Annotated in this window: 14 protein-coding genes and 1 pseudogene; 3 read left to right on the forward strand and 12 right to left on the reverse strand. The window is 74.0% G+C overall.

All coding sequences use genetic code 11. The features are described from left to right. Positions 1-130: 130 nt before the first annotated feature. The 5 genes from AE652_RS06610 to AE652_RS06630 all read right to left on the reverse strand — a co-directional run bounded on the left by AE652_RS06610 (position 131) and on the right by AE652_RS06630 (position 7,146). Positions 131-1,285, reverse strand: a complete 1,155-nt coding sequence (locus tag AE652_RS06610; RefSeq protein ID WP_082345367.1) for an RNA polymerase sigma factor — start codon at positions 1,283-1,285, stop codon at positions 131-133. A gap of 171 nt (positions 1,286-1,456) precedes the next feature. Beyond that, entirely contained in the window at positions 1,457-3,364 is a 1,908-nt protein-coding gene (dnaG, locus tag AE652_RS06615) for a DNA primase (RefSeq protein WP_049650216.1), read from the reverse strand. Positions 3,365-3,465: 101 nt separating this feature from the next. Beyond that, positions 3,466-4,776 (reverse strand): deoxyguanosinetriphosphate triphosphohydrolase, encoded by a 1,311-nt coding sequence (locus AE652_RS06620; RefSeq protein WP_049650217.1) that lies wholly within the window; start codon positions 4,774-4,776, stop codon positions 3,466-3,468. A gap of 173 nt (positions 4,777-4,949) precedes the next feature. Then, complete coding sequence (locus AE652_RS06625) at positions 4,950-5,957, reverse strand: SGNH/GDSL hydrolase family protein (protein ID WP_053111987.1); 1,008 nt, start codon at positions 5,955-5,957, stop codon at positions 4,950-4,952. A 244-nt stretch (positions 5,958-6,201) separates the two neighbouring features. Next, on the reverse strand, positions 6,202-7,146 hold the full coding sequence (locus AE652_RS06630; RefSeq protein WP_049650218.1) for a PAC2 family protein: 945 nt from the start codon (positions 7,144-7,146) through the stop codon (positions 6,202-6,204). Between the two features lie 765 nt (positions 7,147-7,911). Here AE652_RS06630 and AE652_RS06635 point away from each other — a divergent pair. Next, on the forward strand, positions 7,912-8,646 hold the full coding sequence (locus tag AE652_RS06635; RefSeq protein ID WP_049650219.1) for a GNAT family N-acetyltransferase: 735 nt from the start codon (positions 7,912-7,914) through the stop codon (positions 8,644-8,646). Here AE652_RS06635 and AE652_RS06640 read toward each other — a convergent pair. Then, entirely contained in the window at positions 8,636-9,910 is a 1,275-nt protein-coding gene (locus tag AE652_RS06640; RefSeq protein ID WP_063780081.1) for an ADP-ribosylglycohydrolase family protein, read from the reverse strand. The genes AE652_RS06635 and AE652_RS06640 overlap by 11 nt on opposite strands. A gap of 112 nt (positions 9,911-10,022) precedes the next feature. Here AE652_RS06640 and AE652_RS06645 point away from each other — a divergent pair, with 112 nt between their 5' ends. Beyond that, on the forward strand, positions 10,023-11,018 hold the full coding sequence (locus AE652_RS06645) for a hypothetical protein (protein WP_049650220.1): 996 nt from the start codon (positions 10,023-10,025) through the stop codon (positions 11,016-11,018). A 30-nt stretch (positions 11,019-11,048) separates the two neighbouring features. Here the strand turns inward: AE652_RS06645 and AE652_RS47925 are convergent, their stop codons facing one another. The 6 genes from AE652_RS47925 to AE652_RS06675 form a co-directional block, all read right to left on the reverse strand. Beyond that, positions 11,049-11,588 (reverse strand): ribonuclease, encoded by a 540-nt coding sequence (locus tag AE652_RS47925; protein WP_053111988.1) that lies wholly within the window; start codon positions 11,586-11,588, stop codon positions 11,049-11,051. A gap of 245 nt (positions 11,589-11,833) precedes the next feature. Next, positions 11,834-14,542 carry a pyruvate, phosphate dikinase gene (gene ppdK, locus AE652_RS06655; RefSeq protein ID WP_049650221.1) on the reverse strand — a complete coding sequence of 903 codons (2,709 nt, stop codon included), beginning with the start codon at positions 14,540-14,542 and terminating at the stop codon, positions 11,834-11,836. A 564-nt stretch (positions 14,543-15,106) separates the two neighbouring features. Continuing rightward, positions 15,107-16,288 carry a tRNA dihydrouridine synthase DusB gene (gene dusB / locus AE652_RS06660; protein ID WP_049650222.1) on the reverse strand — a complete coding sequence of 394 codons (1,182 nt, stop codon included), beginning with the start codon at positions 16,286-16,288 and terminating at the stop codon, positions 15,107-15,109. 167 nt (positions 16,289-16,455) lie between these two features. Continuing rightward, positions 16,456-17,280: a DUF4097 family beta strand repeat-containing protein gene (locus tag AE652_RS06665; RefSeq protein ID WP_049650223.1), complete on the reverse strand. Its 825-nt coding sequence runs from the start codon at positions 17,278-17,280 to the stop codon at positions 16,456-16,458. Between the two features lie 2 nt (positions 17,281-17,282). After that, positions 17,283-17,930 carry a response regulator transcription factor gene (locus AE652_RS06670; protein ID WP_049650224.1) on the reverse strand — a complete coding sequence of 216 codons (648 nt, stop codon included), beginning with the start codon at positions 17,928-17,930 and terminating at the stop codon, positions 17,283-17,285. Beyond that, positions 17,918-19,132 carry a sensor histidine kinase gene (locus AE652_RS06675; RefSeq protein WP_049650225.1) on the reverse strand — a complete coding sequence of 405 codons (1,215 nt, stop codon included), beginning with the start codon at positions 19,130-19,132 and terminating at the stop codon, positions 17,918-17,920. Before AE652_RS06675 ends, AE652_RS06670 begins: the two co-directional genes overlap by 13 nt. Before the next feature lie 135 nt (positions 19,133-19,267). Between AE652_RS06675 and AE652_RS46220 the strand changes: the two are divergent. After that, positions 19,268-19,627, forward strand: a pseudogene (locus AE652_RS46220) (hypothetical protein); the annotation flags it as partial.

A 19,627-nucleotide genomic window follows, 5' to 3' on the forward strand; every position in this document is an offset into this window, starting at 1 on the left:
GCCGGGCACCGGCGCGGGCGCGTCCACGACCCCGGCCCCGGCCACACCGGCCGACCCCGCTCCGACCGACCCCGCTCCGGCCGACCCGTCGGCGCCGGCCGCGTCGCCGAGTCCGTCCTAGGGTCCGAGCTCAGTCGAGGTAGCCGCGCAGCTGCTCGGCGCAGGCGTGGTCGCGGAGCTTGACCAGGGTCTTCGACTCGATCTGGCGGATCCGCTCCCGCGTCACGCCGAACACCGCGCCGATCTCCTCCAGCGTGCGCGGGCGGCCGTCGTCCAGCCCGTAGCGGAGCTGGACGACCTGGCGCTCCCGATCCCCCAGGGTGGCCAGGACGGCCTCCAGGTGCTGGCGCAGCAGCAGGAAGGTCGCGGACTCGGCGGGCGAGGCGGCGTCGGCGTCCTCGATCAGGTCCCCGAGCGCGACGTCCTCCTCCTCGCCGACCGGGGTGTGCAGCGAGATCGGCTCCTGGGCCAGCCGGAGCAGCTCGCGCACCCGCTCCTCGGTCAGCTCCAGTGCGGCGCCGATCTCGGCCGCGGTCGGCTCCAGGCCGCGCTCCTGGAGCAGGCCGCGCTTCGCCCGGACCACCCGGTTGATCAGCTCGACCACGTGCACCGGCACCCGGATCGTCCGGGCCTGGTCGGCCAGGGCCCGGCTCATCGCCTGCCGGATCCACCAGGTCGCGTACGTGGAGAACTTGAAACCGCGGGTGTAGTCGAACTTCTCCACCGCCCGGATCAGGCCCAGGTTGCCCTCCTGGACCAGGTCCAGCAGGGTCAGCCCGCGCCCGACGTAGCGCTTGGCGACGGAGACGACCAGCCGCAGGTTCGCCTCGATCAGCCGGCGCTTGGCGATCCGGCCCCGCACCACCAGGGTGTCCAGCTCGCCGCCCAGCGGGTCGGGCGGCGGAGGGTCGCCGTTCAGCCGCTCCTCGGCGAAGACGCCGGCCTCCACCCGGCGGGCCAGCTCGACCTCCTCCTCGGCGGTGAGCAGGCGGATCCGGCCGATCTCGCGCAGGTACTGGCGCAGCAGGTCGGCGGCCGGCCCGGTGTCGTCGCCGGGCCCGCGGCGCTCGTCCGGGTCCTCGGCGTCGGCCCGCGCCCCGGACCCGGGTTCGGGGTCCGGGCTGTCCGGATGGCCCTCCGGCAGGCCCTGGGCGGGGATCCGGGCACCGTCCGGGGGCACCGCCCCGGCCCGGCCGTGGTGGGTGTCCTGTTCCCCGTCCGGTTCGGCGGGGTTCGCTCTCGTACTGGTGGTGGTCGCTGCGACGACGCCTTGCTCCACGGGCATCCCCTCGGGGCGGGCGCGACTCTGGCGGACCCGCGCAGTACGGAGGTGGGACGCCCTCCAGTGTGCGGTACGCCACGCTCCGTGGCCGAGACTCGTGCGCCGACTTTCTGCGCCCGGGTTCGGGCGCCGGGTCCGGACACCGCGTCCGGGCGGCGGGTGCCGCGGGGCGCGCTACAGCGCCGCCGCGCCCTGGCTGCGCAGCTGCTGCCCGTACTGCTGGAGCTGCCACAGCTCGGTCTGCACCGCGTGCAGCTGCTCGGCCTCGGCCCGGGGGCCGAGCCGCTGGAGGTAGCCGCGGACCTCGGTGATCCGCCGGTCCACCGCCAGCAGGCGCAGCTTGACCAGGAACTCCCCCGCGTAGATCGCGTCCGCCTTGCGGCGCGAGCGGACCGGCTCGACGGTCAGCTCGGTGACCAGCGAGCGCACCTGGTCGTCCGGGGCCGCCTCGCGCACCGCGCTGGTGAAGTCGGGCAGGGTCGCCCCGTACGCGGCGCCGCCGGCCTTGGCGACGGCCTGCCGGACGGCGGTGTACGGCGGGGTCGGGAACTCGTCCTCGCCGTAGTGGTCGAAGGCCGGGCTGACCAGGTCCGGGTGCTGGAGCGCCAGCTTGAGCAGCTCCCGCTCGACGAACTGGGCCGGGTCGCGCGGGTTGAGCCGGTAGGCGGGCTGCGCGGCGCGCTGCGGCTGGGCCGGCTCGGGGCGGCGCTGGGCGGCCGCGCCGCGCGGGTTCTGCTGGCGCTCGCGGTCCCAGCGGGCCAGCTGGGAGATCCGGCGGACGACGAACTGCTCGTCCAGGATGCCGAGCATGCCGGCCAGGCGGACGGCGTACTCGTGCTGGATCGAGCGGTCCTTGATCTTGGCGACGATCGGGGCCGCCTCCTCCAGCGCCGCCGAGCGCCCCTCCGGGGTGTCCACCCGGTGCCGGGCGACCGCCGAGGTCAGCGCGAACTCGAACAGCGGGACCGGGTTGTCGATCAGGTGCTTGACCGCCTCGTCGCCCTGGGCCAGGCGCAGGTCGCACGGGTCCATGCCGCCCGGGCTGACCGCGATGGAGGTCTTGGCGGCGAACTTCTGGTCGTCCTCGAAGGCGCGCAGGGCGGCCTTCTGCCCGGCCGCGTCGCCGTCGAAGGTGAAGACGGTCTCGCCCCGGTACTGCGAGGTGTCCATCAGCAGCCGTCGGATGATCTTGATGTGGTCCTCGGCGAAGGCGGTGCCGCAGGTGGCCACCGCCGAGGTGACCCCGGCCAGGTGGCAGGCCATCACGTCGGTGTAGCCCTCGACCACCACCGCGCGGCCCGACTTGGCGATCTCCTTCTTCGCCAGGTCGATCCCGTACAGCACGTGGGACTTCTTGTAGATCGGCGTCTCGGGGGTGTTCAGGTACTTCGGGCCGTTGTCGTCCTCGCGCAGGCGGCGGGCGCCGAAGCCGACCACCTCGCCCGCGATGTCCCGGATCGGCCAGACCAGCCGGCCCCGGAAGCGGTCGATCAGGCCGCCGCGCTGGCCCTGCGAGGCGAGGCCGCCGAGCAGGATCTCCTTGTCGGTGAAGCCCTTGCCGCGCAGGTAGCGGACCAGGTGCTCCCAGCCCGCGGGGGCGTAGCCGACGCCGAAGGTCTTGGCGGCCTCCTCGTCGAAGCCGCGCTCGGCCAGGAAGCGGCGGCCGATCTCCGCCTCCGGCGAGGCCAGCTGCTCCTGGTACCAGGCGGCGGCCACCTTGTGCGCCTCGACCAGCCGGGTGCGCTCGCCCTGCTGGTGGCGGGGGCTGTAGCCGCCCTCCTCGTAGCGCAGGGTGATGCCGGCCTGGGCGGCCATCCGCTCGACGGCCTCGGCGAAGGTGAAGTGCTCGATCTTCATCAGGAAGGCGATGGTGTCGCCGTTCTCCTGGCAGCCGAAGCAGTGGAAGACGCCCTTGGCGGGGTTCACGTAGAAGGAGGCGGACTTCTCGTCGTGGAAGGGGCAGACGCCCTTGTACTCGCCACCGCCACCGTTGGTCAGCTGTACGTAGTCGCCGACCACCGCGTCGATCGGCAGTGCGCTGCGCACCGCCTGTACGTCTTCGTCCCTGATCCGCCCGGCCACCCCGGAAGTCTACTGGGGCGGCGGGGCATTCCGGCCGCGCCGAGGGCTCGGCCCCGGTCGGGGCGCGGCCGCACCGGAGCCGTCGCGGCCGCGCCCGGCGGCTACGCCCAGGCGGCGCCGACCAGTTTGGCGTGCAGGGCCAGGGCGGAGGCGTCCGTGAGGGTGGCGATCTGGTCGACGACCGTGCGCAGGGCGGCGCGGTCGTCCTCGGCCTCGTGGTACATGGCGGCGAACACCGGGTCCAGCCCGTCGGGGGCGCGCTGGGTGAGGACGTACGCCAGCTCGGCGATCACGATCCGCTGCCGGGCCCGCAACTGGGCCTGCTCGTCGCGCTGCATCACGAAGCGGACGGCGACCGCCTTGAGCACCGCGCACTCCAGCCGGACGTCCCTCGGCACCACCAGCTCGGCGGCGTAGCGGGTGAGCCGGCCGGGGCCGTAGCGGGCGCGGGTGGCCTGCTCGGCGGCCAGGCAGAAGCGGCCGATCAGCTGGCTGGTGAGGTCCTTGAGCCCGGCCCGGGCCCGGGCGGTGCCGTCGTAGGAGCGGGGCCACCACTCCTGGGCGAGCAGCCGGTCCAGGGCGGCGGCCAGCTCCTCCGGCTCGGCGTCCGGGGCGTAGCGCTCGGCGACCTTGAAGAGTTCGGCCCGCTCGCCGGGGGCGCGCAGCACGGCCGGGTCGATGTGGCCGGCCTGGAGGCCGTCCTCGACGTCGTGGGTGGAGTAGGCCACGTCGTCGGACCAGTCCATCACGGTGGCCTCGAAGCACTTGCGCCCGGCCGGGGAGCCGGCCCGCAGCCAGCGGAAGACCGGCAGGTCGTCGGCGTAGACGCCGTACTTGGAGGAGGCCGGGTCGGTGGGGTGGGCGCCCTTGGTCCACGGGTACTTGCCGGCGGCGTCGAGCGCGGCCCGGCTCAGGTTGAGGCCGACGCTGCGGCCCGGCCAGGGGGCGAGCCGGACGGCCGGCTGCTCCCCCTCGGGCGCGAAGCGCTTGGGTTCGAGCCGGGTCAGGATGCGCAGCGACTGGGCGTTGCCCTCGAAGCCGCCGCAGGCCTCGGCGGCCTGGTCGAGGGCCTCCTCGCCGGTGTGGCCGAACGGCGGGTGGCCGATGTCGTGGGCCAGGCAGGCGGTCTCCACGAGGTCCGGGTCGCAGCCCAGGGCGGCGCCCAACTCCCGCCCGACCTGGGCGCATTCGAGGGAGTGGGTGAGCCGGGTGCGCGGGAAGTCGCTGCGCATCGGGGCGACCACCTGGGTGGTTCCGGCCAGCCGGCGCAGCGCCGCCGAGTGCAGCACCCGGGCGCGGTCCCGCTGGAAGGCCGTACGGCCCGGGCGCTTGTCGGGTTCGGGGACCCAGCGGGCCTCGGCGGCGTGGTCGTACGTGATCGGGGCGGCGAGGCGGTGCGTGGTGTCGTCCATATGTCCTTCACGGTACGCCGCGCCCCCGACACGCGGGGTGTGCCGCGCACGAAGGGGTGCGGGCCGGGGCGTGAACGGTGCGCGGCGCGCGGGTGCCCGCCCCGGTGGGTCGGCCCCACCCGGCCGGCGCACCCCTCGCGCCCCCTCCGTCCCGCGCCCCGGCGCGGGCGTCCTCAGCCCTTGATCGCCTTCAGGACCACCCCGGACATCGCCTCCTGCCCCTTGGCGTTGGGGTGGATCGGCGCCGACCCCTGGGCCGGGAGCGGCGGCTCCACCCAGCGCTTGTCCTCCCCCGCGCACATGTCGTGCCCGGCCGAGGGCCCGGCGAGGTCGACGAACACCGCGCCGGCCGCGTCCGCGCGCTTCTTGAGCATGCCGTTGAGCTGCTGCTGCTTCTCCACCAGGAAGGCGAGGTCGGAGGCGGCCACCGCGTTGCCCAGCACCGGCAGGCAGTTCGCCGGGTCGGCCGGGAGCAGCCCCGGGTAGCCGATCACGTACACCTTGGCCTTCGGGGAGCGCTTCTTGACGTCCTGGAGCACCTGGCCGATCCGGTCGCCGGCCGCGTCCACCTTGCGCTGGACCTCGTCGGTGCCGCTGCCGGCGGCGTAGTGGTCGCGGCAGGGCGAGTCGCTGATCCGGTCCGCGCTGTCGCTGATCACGCCCTTGACGATGTCCACCAGGTTGGCCTTGGCGCACTCCGTCACGACCTCGATGAAGCCGGCGTCGTTGCCGCCGATCCCCAGGGTGACCAGCCGGGTGTCCGCGGTGAGCGCGTCCAGCTGGGCCGGATTGGTGCCGTCGGCGACCTTCTGCGGGCCGGTCAGGTCCCCGGTGCGGGCGCCGCTGCAGCTGACGTCCTTGAACTGGTCGGCGGCGAGCGAGAGCCCCTTCGCCACCAGGGACGGGTAGTTGGCCCCGGAGCGGTAGCAGGCGCCCGGCTCGCCGACCTGCGGGGAGATCTTCATCCCCGCGGTGTACGAGTCGCCGAGCGCGACGTACGGGCCGGTGGGCGGCGGGGCGGCGGTCGGCGACGCGGCCGCGCCGGCCCGCGCGCGGTCGGACGCCGTGCCCGCGGCGCCGCCGGCCCCGCTGTCCGAAGCGGTGTTGTCGGTGCAGCCGGCCAGCAGCGCTGCGGCCAGTCCGACGGTCAGGGCGATGGTCGGGCGAACGGTCCTCGGCATGGTCTCCCCCCGGGGATACGGGTCACGGTCGGCTCCTTGCGGCGGCCCGTCCCCCGGGCACATCAGGGGCCAACGAACGATCGCGGCCGATGACTCCCGCCCCGGCCGAATCGCCTTACGGCGGGCCCGAACCGGCCGGAAACCGACCCCGGGGCCGTCCGGGCACCGGCTTCCGACCGCTTCCGCGCGCCCTCTCCGGCCGGCGCACCACGAAACCGCGTGCGCGTCGGCCGCTCCGCGTCGACTACTCCGCGCCGCGCTCGTGCTCGGCCAGGAACTGCTCGAAGCGCCGCCCCAGTTCGTCCGCCGAGGGCAGGTCCACCGGCTCGGCCAGCAGGCTCTCCCGGCCCTCCGCGCCCGCCACGGCGTCGTACTGGCCCTCCATGCCGCGGATCGCCGAGCGCAACTCGCCGTCCCCCTGGGCCAGCTGCTCCTCGATGTCGGCGTAGACCTCGGAGACCTGCTCGCGCAGCCGGGTGCCGGGCAGCACCAGCCCGGTGGCGGACTGCACCGCCTCCAGGACCTGCACGGCCGCCGCCGGGTAGGCGGAGCGGGCCACGTAGTGCGGGACGTGCACGGCGAAGCCCAGGACGTCGCACCCGGCCTCGGCCAGGCGGTACTCCACCAGCGCCTGGGCGCTGCCCGGCACCTGCGCCTGCTCGAACCACTGCGGGTAGCCCGGGGCGAGGTCCAGCCGGTTGCCGTGCGGCGTCATGCCGACCGGGCGGGTGTGCGGCACGCCCATCGGGATGCCGTGGAAGTCGATCGAGAGCCGGACCTCGAAGCGCTCCACCAGCTCGCGGACGGCCCGCGCGAAGCGCTCCCACTCGACGTCCGGCTCGGGGCCGCTGAGCAGCAGGAACGGCGCGCCGGCGGCGTCGTGGACGAGCTGGAGCAGGATCTCCGGGGGGTCGTAGGACGTCCAGTGGTCGTGGTCGAAGACCATCGCCGGGCGGCGGGCCCGGTAGTCCACCAGACGGTCGTGGTCGAAGCGGGCCACGACCTGCGGCGAGCCCGTCTCCAGCAGGTGGGCCACCACCTGGCCGCCGGCCTCCCCGGCGTCCATGAAGCCCTCGTAGTGCTGGAGCAGCACGAGGCCGGCACCGGTGTCGCGCAACTGCTCGTTGGCCGCGGCGACGGCGGCCACGCCCTGCTGATCCAGCTCGTACAACGCCTGGAAGTCACGCACCGCGCACCCAACCCCGTTCCCTGCTCGTTCCGGTCGACCGGCTTCTCGTCCTCTGCAGCGTGCCGGGCGCCGCCGGAATTCCCGCCCCGGCCCCGCCCCGCCCCCGCCCCGCGGGCGGACACGTCCACGGGGCCGCGCCGGGGCCGTTCCGGAGCCGCTCCACGGCCGCTCCGGTACCCGTCCGACGGCTCCCCGGGGGGCGCGCCCGACGGCCTCGGCCGACCGCTCCGGACCATGATCGCACCCGACCGAAGAGCCCCTGGTCACGACCCTGGTAGCGCCCCCGCGGGAGGCCCGTCCGCGGGGCCCCGGAACGGCCCGCGCGGCCATTCGCGTGCCGCGAAGTGACGCACCGCCTTCTGGCGGGTATCGTCCTCTCGCTGCCTCGCATCGTCGCGTCGTCGCCACGTCGTCCGTAACGCCGTCGGCCACGTCCCGGTCCGCTGCTCGGCCAGCCCCCACGACGCATCTTGCCTTCACCTGGCCGCCCGCTTCCCTTCGCGCTCTCGTCTCCTCTTCGGCCATTTCGCGGACGCACACTGTCCCCTCGCTGTTCCCGCCGGACCGGTCCGAGGACCCGTGTCCGTTCCGGCACCCCCGCGCCGCCCGCTCCGGGCCGCCGCCCCCACCCCGTTCGACCGGACCTCCGGCGTGCGCGGGTACCCGGCGGACGGACCCGGGCCCAGGCGTACCCATGTCCAGCGCACCCCGTGCCGTACCCCGGCCCGGGAGGCTCCCTCCGACCGATGAAGGACAGAAGGTTCCGTGCCCGTACCTGTCACCCTCACCGGCCGCACCGTGCGGCTGGAGCCCCTCGCCGCGCACCATGCCGAGGCCATCGCCGAGGCCGGCGCCGAGGACCGTACGACCTACGCCTTCACCCCCGTCCCGCACGGCCTGGAAGCCGCCCGCGACTACGTCGCGCGGGCGCTCGCCGACCAGGCCGCGGGACGGTCGCTGCCGTTCGCGACGGTGAACGTCGCCGACGGCCGGGTCGTCGGCTCCACCCGCTTCCTGGAACTCGACTACTGGCAGGGCCCGATGGTGTGGCCGCCCGTGCCCGGCGTCCCGTTCGGCGATCCGGCCACGGCCGTCCCGGACGCGGCCGAGATCGGCAACAGCTGGCTCTCGCCGCGCGCCCAGGGCACCGGCATCAACACCGAGGCCAAGCTGCTGATGCTGCGCCACGCCTTCGAGACCTGGGGCGTGCAGCGGATCTCGATGCGCGCGGACGCCCGCAACATGCGCTCGCGCGCCGCCATCGAGCGGCTCGGCGCGACCTCCGAGGGCGTCCGCCGGGCTCACTCGCGCGGGCTGGACGGGGTGGTGCGCTCCACCGCGTTCTACTCGATCCTCGACGACGAGTGGCCGGCCGTCCGGGACATCATCGAGCTGCGGATCGCCGCCGCCACCTCGCCGAGCGCCCCGGATCCGGCGATCAACCAGGAGTGCCTTAGACAGGGCGGCAGCGGCGCCGGGCAGCTGATGATCACGGTCTGAGGCCGGCCCGGAGCGGCTCGTAGCCGAGGCGCGCCAAGCCCAGGACGGCCGGCAGGGTCGTGCGGTCGTCCCAGGCCCGGTGGCGTCCCGGGTGCGCCTCGACCAGCGCCTCCACCGGCCGCCAGCCGCCCCGCACCCGGGCCACCCGGACCCGGTAGACCTCCGCGCCGCCCACACCACGGTGCAGGTGCAGCACGCCCTCGGAGACCACGGACACCCAGCGCTCGTCCACGTCCCGGGCCCGCAGGCCGCGCCTGATCCGCTCCCAGTCGGCGTCCGACCAGAGCAGGTCCGGCACCGGGTGCGGGCGGGGCAGGCGGATCGGCGTCAGGTGCGGCTCCCCGGCCGCGCGGACGCCGCCCGGCTCCGGGAACGCCCACGCGGGCAGCGGCTCCCGGGCGGCCAGCCAGGCCCGCGGGATGCCTCCGGTGCCGGTGTGCGCCGCCACCACTCCCCCGGTGATGGCGGCGACGGTGTCCATGTCGCCGCCGGCCGCGACCGCCTCCCACACGGCGGTGCGGTAGTCGGCCAGGTTCCGGGCGGCGCACCACAGGGCGTACGGGACGGTGTCGGCCGCGGAGGTCCGGCTGCCGTTGCCGAGCACCTGCGCGGCGAGCCGGAAGTCCGGCCGGGCGAGCAGCCCGCGGGCCTCCTCCAGGCCGTCCCTGACCGCCCCGTTCGGGGTGAGGTCGGCGACCGCCGCCAGGAAGGCCTCCGGCGTCATGGCCTCCGCCCGCGCCCGCACCGCGTACGCGGCCGCCACCGCGACCGCGATCGCGCCGTCCACGGCCTGCGGGTGGGTGTGGGTGATGACGGCGGTGTCGGCGGCGGGCCGGACGACGGCGGCCGGGTCCTCGGCGTACGCGGCCCCCAGCGGGGCGACCCGCATCGCGGCGCCGTTGCCGTACGAGCCCTGGCCGTCGAAGAGTTCGGCGGCCAGCCGCCGGGCGTCGCCGCCCTCGCGGACCAGCCGGAGCAGCCGGTTGGCGGCCGGGCCGTAGCCGCGGTCGAAGTCGTGGCGGAGGGCGAAGGCGTGGGTGAGGTCGAAGGTGTCGATCGCGCCGCGCTCGGTGTGGGCGGCGTGGACCGAGCAGGCCATCTCGGTGTCGTCGGTCCAGGGCCAGGGACCGGGCGGTTCGGTGCGGGCGGCGAGGTGGGCCCGGGCGGTTTCCGGGACGAACATCTGGGCGCCGAGGGCGTCGCCCACGGAGAGGCCGTTGAGGGAGTCCAGCGCGGGGCCGGTGTGCGTGGATGGAATGGTCATATGCCCTCCAGCTCAGCGGGTTGACCGCCGTCCCGTCAACACCCGTGGCCGGCGTCCCCACCGACGGGGGATGTTTCGCATACCTCCGATTCCGGCGGGCAGGCACCGGGGCATGACCCGCGCGAACCCCCTCGACCCGGTCGCCCTGCTCGGCGCCGACCAGCAGCACATCGCCACCCGGGCGCAGCTGCGCCGGCTCGGGGTGCCCTCCGGCACCATCGCCCACCGGCTGCGGCCGGGCGGGCCCTGGCAACAGGTCCTGCCCCGGGTGATCTGCCTCCAGAGCGGCCGGCTGACGTTCCACCAGAAGCTGCGGGCCGCGCTGGCGTACGCGACGCCGAAGGGCCGCGACCCGCGGGCCGGGGAGGTGCTGCTGACCGGCTTCGCGGTGCTGGCCGAGGCCGGGCTGCCGAGCGCCGGGCACCCGTCCGACCTGAACGCGGTCGACATCCTGATCCCGACTCAACGGCGGGTCGGGGACAGGGAGTTCGTCCGGATCCATCGGGCCTCCGGGGCGATGCCGGGCGGCTTCGAGCGGGACGACGGGCTGTGGAGCACCACCGTCGCCCGGGCGCTGGCCGACCTCGCGCCGAGGGAGACCGGGCAGCGCCGGTTCCGGGCGCTGTGCGCGGAGGCCGTCCAGCGGCGGCACTGCGAACTCGGCGAGCTGCTCGACCAGTTGCTGTCCCGCCCGGGTGCGCTCGGACTGCCCCAGGTGGCCCGGGTGGTGGAGGACCTGACGGTCGGGGTGCGGTCGGTGGTGGAGGGCGAGGCCCGTGAACTGCTGGCGCACGCGGGGCTGCCGGAGCCGCTGTGGAACCCGGTGCTCTTCCTGGACGGCCGCTTCCTCGCCGTCCCGGACGCCTACTGGCCGCACGCCTGCGTGGCCCTGGAGATCGACTCCCGCGCCTGGCACCTGCGCCCCGCCGAGCACGAACGGGGCCTCGCCCGCGCCAACCGCCTCACCGCCGCCGGCCTCCCGGTGGTCCGCACCACCCCGGTCCAGCTCCGCCGCGACCCGGCCCCGGTGCTCCACGAACTCACCGCCCTGGTCACCACCGGCCCGCACGCCCCCCACCCCCGCGTCACCTGGCGCCGGGCCCGGTGAGGGGCGCGGCGAGGGCTGCCGAGGCCCCGCTCAGCAGCGGGAGTCGATCTCCTGGAAGGTGGCGTAGTGGTCGGCGGACCAGTACTGCTCGCCGGAGTCGCCGGTCACCACGCGGCGGGTGCCGCGGTCGTTGGAGCCGGGGGTGACGACGGTGTACTCGTGGTAGTAGCCGCCGGACTTCTTGGGGAGGCGGCTCTCGCGGTTCTCGAAGACGATGCCGTCGCGGTTGTACGGGTAGGGGCCGCCCTTGGCGATCAGGCCGAGGGTGTCCTGGGCCTGGCTGGGGAGCTTGGTGCGGCAGACGTCGGCCATGGCCGGGTCGGTCGGGACCCAGGTGCCGGCCGCGGCGGGGGTGGTACCGGCGCCCCCGGCGGGCGGGCTCGGCTTGGGGGCCGAGGGCTTGGGCGCCGTGGCCCCGGACGTCGTGGCACCGGCGGCCGCGCTCGTGGTGGCGCTCGCGGCGGCCTTGGGGTGGCCGCTCCCCTGGTTGGCGAGGAGGTACCCGGCCCCGGCCAGGACCGCCAGGATCAGCACGGCCACGGCCACGAGCGGGTTTCTGCGGTTGGTCATGCGGTCCAGCTTGGCAGGCGGCCGGGCCGGGCCGGGCCAGCTACACACGTGGCCGCCGCCACACCGGCCGGTGCGCCGGCCCGTACGCGGACGTACGGCCGGGCGGGAACGGACGCCGTTGTCCGTTCCCGCCCGGCCGTGTCACGTACGCCGGTTCTCCTGCGCCGAGCTCCGGTGTACGCCCTCCCGACGGGAGGGGAAGCGGTCAGTCGTGCCCGCGCGTGAGGTGGGGATGCCTACCCTCCTCAGCGCGAGTCGCTGCCCGCCGTCTCGATGGCGGCGCGGCCTGCCTCCAGGCGCGCCACCGGGATCCGGAAGGGGGAGCAGGAGACGTAGTCCAGCCCCACCTCGTGGAAGAAGTGGACCGAGTCCGGGTCGCCGCCGTGCTCGCCGCAGACGCCGAGCTTGAGGTCGGGGCGGGTGGCCCGGCCGGCCTCGACGGCGTGCTTGACCAGCGAGCCGACGCCGTCGCGGTCGATGGTCTCGAACGGGGAGACCCCGAAGATGCCCTTCTCCAGGTAGGCGGTGAAGAACGAGGCTTCCACGTCGTCCCGGGAGAAGCCCCAGACCGTCTGGGTCAGGTCGTTGGTGCCGAAGGAGAAGAACTCGGCGGCCTCGGCGATCTGCCCGGCGGTCACCGCGGCGCGCGGCAGCTCGATCATGGTGCCGAGCTTGATGTCCAGCTTGACGCCGGTGGTCCGGGCGACCTCGGCGAGCACGCGCTCGCACTCGTCGCGGACCAGCTCCAGCTCCTGGACGGTGCCGACCAGCGGGATCATCACCTCGGGGCGCGGGTCCCCGCCGGCCAGCCGGCGCTCGGCGGCGGCCTCGGCGATGGCCCGGACCTGCATGCCGAACAGGCCGGGGATCACCAGGCCGAGGCGGACGCCGCGCAGGCCGAGCATCGGGTTCTGCTCGTGCAGCTTGTGCACCGCCTGGAGCAGGCGCAGGTCGTTCTCGTTCGGGTCCTTGCGGGCCTCGGCGAGGGCGACGCGCACCGACAGCTCGGTGATGTCCGGCAGGAACTCGTGCAGCGGCGGGTCGAGCAGCCGGACGGTGACCGGCAGGCCGTCCATCGCCTGGAAGAGCTCCAGGAAGTCGCCCTTCTGCAGCGGCAGCAGGGTGGAGAGGGCGAGCTCGCGGTCCTTGTCGTTGTCCGCCAGGATCAGGTGCTCGACCTCCTTGCGGCGCTCCTCGCCGAGGAACATGTGCTCGGTGCGGCACAGGCCGATGCCCTGGGCGCCGTAGCGGCGGGCGCGCCCGCCGTCCTCGGCGTTGTCGGCGTTGGCGCGCACCGCGAGGCGGCGGCGGCCGTCGGCGTGCGACATCAGCCGGTGCACGGCCTGGACGAGGCCGCCCTGGACGTCGGCGCCGGCGTGCAGGGTGCCCTCGAAGTACTCCACCACCGCGGAGGGGAGCACGGGTACCTCGCCGAGGTAGACCTTGCCGGTCGCGCCGTCGATCGAGACGACGTCGCCCTCCTCCAGCACCAGGCCGTCGGCGGTGGTCATCCGGCGGCGCTTGGTGTCGACCTCCAGCTCCTCGGCGCCGCAGACGCAGGTCTTGCCCATGCCGCGGGCGACGACGGCGGCGTGCGAGGTCTTGCCGCCGCGCGAGGTGAGGATGCCCTCGGCGGCGATCATGCCGTCCAGGTCGTCCGGGTTGGTCTCGCGGCGGACCAGGATGACCTTCTCCCCGGAGCGCGACCACTTCACCGCGGTGTAGGAGTCGAAGACGATCTTGCCGATCGCGGCGCCGGGCGAGGCCGCGAGGCCCCTGGCGATCTGCTTCGACTCGGAGTCGGGGGCGAAGCGCGGGAACATCAGCTGCGAGAGCTGGCCGCCGGGGACCCGCATCAGGGCCTCGTCCAGGTCGATCAGGCCCTGGTCGACCAGCTGGACGGCGATCCGGAAGGCGGCCGCGGCGGTGCGCTTGCCGACCCGGGTCTGGAGCATCCAGAGCTTGCCGCGCTCGATGGTGAACTCGATGTCGCAGAGGTCGCGGTAGTGGTTCTCGAGCGTCTGCATGATCGCCATCAGCTCGTCGTACGACTTCTTGTCGAGCTTCTCCAGCTCGGACAGCTGCAGCGTGTTGCGGATGCCGGCGACGACGTCCTCGCCCTGGGCGTTGGACAGGTAGTCGCCGTAGACGCCCTGGGTGCCGGTGGAGGGGTCGCGGGTGAAGGCGACGCCGGTGCCGGAGTCCTCGCCGAGGTTGCCGAAGACCATGCTGCAGACGTTGACCGCGGTGCCCAGGTCGTTCGGGATGCGCTCCTGGCGGCGGTACAGCCGGGCGCGGTCGCCGTTCCAGGAGTGGAAGACGGCGTGGATCGCGAGGTCCATCTGCTCGCGCGGGTCCTGCGGGAAGGCCCGGCCGGTCTCGCGCTCGACGATGCCCTTGAACACCTCGACCAGCGTCTTGAGGTCGGCGGCGTCCAGGTCCAGGTCGTTGACGGTGCCCTTGGCGTGCTTGGCCTCGTCCAGGGCCTCCTCGAACAGCTCGCCGTCGACGCCCAGCACGGTCTTGCCGAACATCTGGACCAGGCGGCGGTAGGAGTCCCAGGCGAAGCGTTCGTTGCCGGACTGGGCGACGAGGCCGACCACCGAGGCGTCGGAGAGACCGATGTTGAGGACGGTGTCCATCATGCCGGGCATGGAGAACTTCGCGCCGGAGCGGACCGAGACCAGGAGGGGGTTGTCGGCCTGGCCGAGCTTCTTGCCCATCTCCTGCTCGAGGGCGTCCAGGTGGGCGCTGATCTCCTCGTGCAGGGAGGACGGCTCGCTGCCGGTCTCCAGGAAGACCTTGCAGGCCTCGGTGGTGATGGTGAACCCCGGAGGGACGGGGAGGCCCAGGTTGGTCATCTCGGCCAGGTTCGCGCCCTTGCCGCCAAGAAGATCCTTGAGGTCCTTGTTTCCTTCGGTGAAGGAGTAAACAAACTTCTGCTGGGACGGCACGGGTCGGTCTCCTCGTACGCGGTTGCCCTGACGCCGGAGAACATACCCATTTCGAAGGCACTTCTCTGCCCTGAATAGGCCACCCGAGGCTGGTACCCAGCGGTAACCCGCTAGATCGAAAGCACATAAAGGCGTTCACCTCTGTTGGTGAAATCGTCCGCCTGACGCGAGCAAGCATTCAACTCTTGAAGGCATGCACCCGCGAAGATCGTGCGATCCGGACGCACCGTAGCGACCGCGGGTCCATGGCGTTGCCCCGGCTTGATTTCCTGCACCCGGATCGCCCGATCACCGGTCGACCGACTTCGGGAAGCGATTCACAGCCGACCTGTCCATTTCGTCCACTGACCGGCCGTCAGCCCCCACCGCGTGTGGCAAGCGTCACCAGAGCGTCTCACCGGTCGAACGTAGAGCGCCTGCGCCGATCGTCGCACTGTGTCCAGAAACGTGCCCGTTCCGTGACATTCGGACGCCGAAAAGGAGCCCTCTTGTCCAGGATGGACAAGAGGGCTGGGACCGGGTGGCCATCGACCCGAACGGGTCATTTTCGCCAGGTCGTACAGATCATCCGCCGGAGGTGTCCGATTCGGCGTCAGCACCCGGGCGGGCGCAGTCGTACGGATCGTCCAACCAGCCCTCTGGCAGGACCACCCGGTTGTTGCCGCTGGTCCGCCCGCGCGGGCCGTCCGCACCGTCCGGCCAGCCCTGGGACTGCTCCACCTGGGCGAGGGTTTCGGCCAGTTCGGCCAACGAGGAGGAGCCGGCCAGCCGCACCCGCAGCTCGGAGCCGACCGAGAAGCCCTTGGTGTACCAGGCCACGTGCTTGCGGAAGTCGATCACGCCGCGCGCCTCGTCGCCCAGCCACTCGCCGAGCAGCTGCGCGTGCCGCACCATCGCCGCGGCCACGTAGCCGAAGTCGGGGCGGGCGTAGTCCACGTCGCCCTCGAAGATCGCGACCAGGTCCTTGAACAGCCACGGCCGGCCCAGGCAGCCGCGGCCCACCACCACGCCGTCGCAGCCGGTCTCGCGCATCATCCGCAGCGCGTCGTCGGCCGACCAGATGTCCCCGTTGCCCAGCACCGGGATGTGCGCCGGGACGGACTCGCGCAGCCGGGCGATCGCCGACCAGTCGGCCGTGCCGCCGTAGTGCTGGGCGGCGGTGCGCCCGTGCAGGGCGATCGCGGCCACCCCCTCCTCGGCGCCGATCCGGCCGGCGTCCAGGTAGGTGAGGTGGTCGTCGTCGATGCCCTTGCGCATCTTCATGGTCACCGGCAGGTCGCCCGCGTTGGCGACGGCCTCGCGCAGGATCTCGCGCAGCAGGTTGCGCTTGTACGGCAGCGCCGAGCCGCCGCCCTTGCGGGTGACCTTGGGGACGGGGCAGCCGAAGTTGAGGTCGATGTGGTCGGCCAGGCCCTCCTCGGAGATCATCCGGGCGGCCTTGCCGACGGTCACCGGGTCCACCCCGTACAGCTGGATGGAGCGCGGCTTCTCGCTCGGGTCGAACTTGATCAGCTGCATGGTCTTGGCGTTGCGCTCGACCAGCGCCCGGGTGGTGATCATCTCCGAGACGTACAGCCCCTTGCCGCCGCTCTGCTCGCGGCACAGGGTGCGGAACGGCGCGTTGGTGATGCCGGCCATCGGCGCCAGCACGACGGGCGGCCACACCTGGATCGGGCCGATGTCGAGCGGCGCGAACTCGGTGCCGGACGCGGTGCCGGACGCGGTGGGTGCGGGCGTGACTGTCATGCGCGGCTGACCTCGGGTGGTGGGGACGGGACTCTCCATTGTCCCCCACCCGGGTGAGCGGCCTCCGCCCGCGCCGGGGCTCCCCCGGTACGGGGCGCCTCGGCCACCGGCCACCTCCTCTGCCGGCCACCTCCTCTGCCGGACGCCTCCGGAACGGGCCGCCTCCGCTACGGGGCCGACGAGGCCGACGGAGCCGCCGGGGCGGTGGGCGCCGACGAGGCCGGCGCCGGAGCGATGGAGATCGACCCGGAGGTGACCGCGGCGTGCACCCGGTTCGGGCTCGCCGAGTCCGCCAGCCCCGGGTCGATCCGGCCGTTGCCGCTGCCGACCTCGCTGGAGACGGCGTACCGGCTGTCCTTCGGCAGGCTCATCTCCACCGAGCCGGAGGTGGCCGTGGCGTCCACCTCGCGCGGAGCCCTCGCGAAGCTCAGCTGCACCGAGCCCGAGGTGAGCTGCGCCGTCAACCGCGGGGCGCTCAGGTTGGTGCCCTGCACCAGACCGGAGGTGGCGTGCACCGTCACGTTCCCGGAGGTGTCGGACAGCAGCAGCTGGCCGGAGGTCAGGTCCAGCTTCACGTCCCCGCTCAGGCCCTCCACCTGGACGGAGCCGGAGGTCACCGAGCCGGACACCTCGGTCGCGGCCGGCACCTCCAGCTCGATCTCGGCGCCGCAGCCGAGGTCCACGAACGGCAGGATCAGCCGGCAGTGCATCCCGACCGTGAGCACGCCCTTGTCGAAGACGGCGGACACCACCGGCTTGCGCACCAGCCAGTCCAGGCTCTGCCGGACCACCACGTGGCCCTCCCGTCCGGCCCGCACCCGGACCGACGCGGGGCCGGTCTCCAGTTGGACCCGGTGGATCTCCTCGTCGTACGGCCGACTGCTGCTGGTGCGCTGCTGCACCGCCATCGACCAGGTCTGCAGTCCGGCACCGATCATGACCAGGACGATCACGAGCGTCCCGGTGGCCCGCCAGCCCTTCACCCCCTTCACCGCTACCCGACCTCCAGGAAGCGCAGCACCGCCATCACCCGGCGGTGGCTGTCCTCGGCCTGCGGCAGTTCGAGCTTGGTGAAGATCGAGTTGATGTGCTTGGCCACCGCGCTGTCGCTGACCACCAGCGAGCCGGCGATCGCCGCGTTGGAGCGGCCCTCCGCCATCAGGGCGAGCACGTCGCGCTCGCGCGGGGTCAGCTTCTCCACCGGGTCCCGGTGCCGGCGGCGCACCAGCAGCTGGGCGACCACCTCCGGGTCCAGCGCGGTGCCGCCCTCGGCGACCCGCTGGAGCGCGTCCACGAAGTCATCGACGTTGGCGACCCGCTGCTTGAGCAGGTAGCCGACGCCGCTGGTGTTGGTCGCCAGCAGGTCCGCGGCGTAGCGCTCCTCCACGAACTGGGAGAGCAGCAGGACGGCGGTGTCCGGCCACTGCCGGCGGATCACCATCGCCGCCTTCACCCCCTCGTCGTGGAAGCCCGGGGGCATCCGGACGTCGGCCACCACCACCTTCGGGCGGTGCTCCTCGACGGCGGCCAGCAGTTCGGTGGCGTCCCCGACGGCGGCCACGACCTCGAAGCCCACCGCCTCCAGGACCTTGACCAGGCCGACCCTCAGCAGGACCGAGTCCTCGGCGATCACAGCGCGCACGGCAACTCCACGGTGATGGTGGTGGGGCCCCCGAGGGGGCTGAGAACGGACATCGTGCCGTCGACCGAGGCGGCGCGCTTGCGCAGACCGGTGAGCCCGGTGCCGCGCGAGGCGTCCGCGCCGCCCACGCCGTCGTCGCTGATGACCAGGCGCAGCCGGCCGCCGGTCGTCCGCACCGAGAGGTCGACCCGGCGGGCCCTGGCGTGCTTGGCCACGTTGGTGAGCGCCTCGGAGACGGTGAAGTAGGCGACCGCCTCGACGGTCGGGGCGATCTGCTCGGAGAGGTCGACGTCCAGGTGCACCGGCAGCGGGGCGCGGGCGGCGATGCCGGACAGCGCCGCGTCCAGGCCGCGGTCCTCCAGGACGGCGGGGTGCAGGCCGCGGACCAGGTCGCGCAGCTCGTCGATGGCCGCCTGGGCCTCCTCGTGCGCGTCGATGATCACCTGCATCACCTCGGGCGGCACGTCCTTGAGGGTGCGCCGGGCCAGGCCCAGGTTCATCGCGAGGGAGGTGAGCCGCTGCTGGGCGCCGTCGTGCAGGTCGCGCTCGATCCGGCGGCGCTCGGCGTCCACCGCGTCGACCAGGCCGGCCCGGCTCTCGGCGATCTCCTCGACCCGCCGCTCCAGCGCCTCCGCCCGGTCCGGGCCGAGCAGCCGCCGGGCCACCCACACCTCCAGCCGGGCCAGCTGGGTGCCCGACAGCGGGAGCACCGCCAGCAGCAGCACCCCGCCGAGGGTGAGCAGGACGTCCTCCCCGGCCAGGCCGGTGCGCAGCGCGGTGCCCGCGGGCAGCAGCCAGATCCAGCCGTACACGGTGGCCAGCACCACGGCGGCCGCCCAGGCGTACAGCACCACCAGGGCGCCCGCCGCCAGCAGCGGGCCGGCCACCAGGTGGTGGAGGACCTGGCGCCAGGTCACCCCGAGCAGCCAGACCCGGCGCCCCGTCGGCGGGCGCAGCGGCGGCACCTCCACCCCGTACAGGGCGCGCAGCCGGCCGCGCTGGACGACGGTCAGCGGGTGGGTGCAGAGCAGGACGGCGGCGAGCACCGGGAAGAGCAGCTTCGACTCGGTGACGGCCAGCCAGACCGGCAGCGCCACGGGTATCCCGGCGGCGGTGAAGCGGACGTCCCGCCAGACCTCGGGCGACCACGGGGGGCGCCGGAGGCTCCTGACGAACGCTCGGCGCAACGTGGTGGAGGGCATGGCCGACAGCGTAGGGCCCGGTGATCACGAGCCGCCATGAAGGGGGGTTCCCGATGGGGGTGTAGCTAGCTACACCCCCGATTCGGTGTGGAGCACCACCGACAGGAGGGGGGTCCGGGCGGAAGGCTTGAGGGCATGACGAGCACTGCATCGCACTCCGCCACTCCGCCGCACGGGCGGCCCGGCCCCGGGAGTGCCGCCGGAGCGGCGGCGGCCCAGGAGGCGCTGCCGGAGCGGGCGCTGCCGGCAGGAGCCCTGCCGGAGGAGACGCTGCAGGAAGGGGAGCTGCCGGAGGGCGCGCTGCCCGCCGGAGCCGGCCCCTGGTCGGTCCGCTGCGTCGCGTCCGGCCGCGGCCGCGCCGCACTGGAGCTGTACCAGTACGGGGAGTTGGCCGACGTCCTGGTCGCCGCCCGGCTCACCCCGCACCTGCTGCGCGGGGCCCGGCACTGCCCCTCCGCCGGGCGGAGCCGGCACGTGCTGGCCTGGGGCCGGCTG

The organism is Kitasatospora sp. MY 5-36 (genome assembly GCF_001182915.1).
In the GTDB taxonomy this organism is placed as follows: domain Bacteria; phylum Actinomycetota; class Actinomycetes; order Streptomycetales; family Streptomycetaceae; genus Kitasatospora.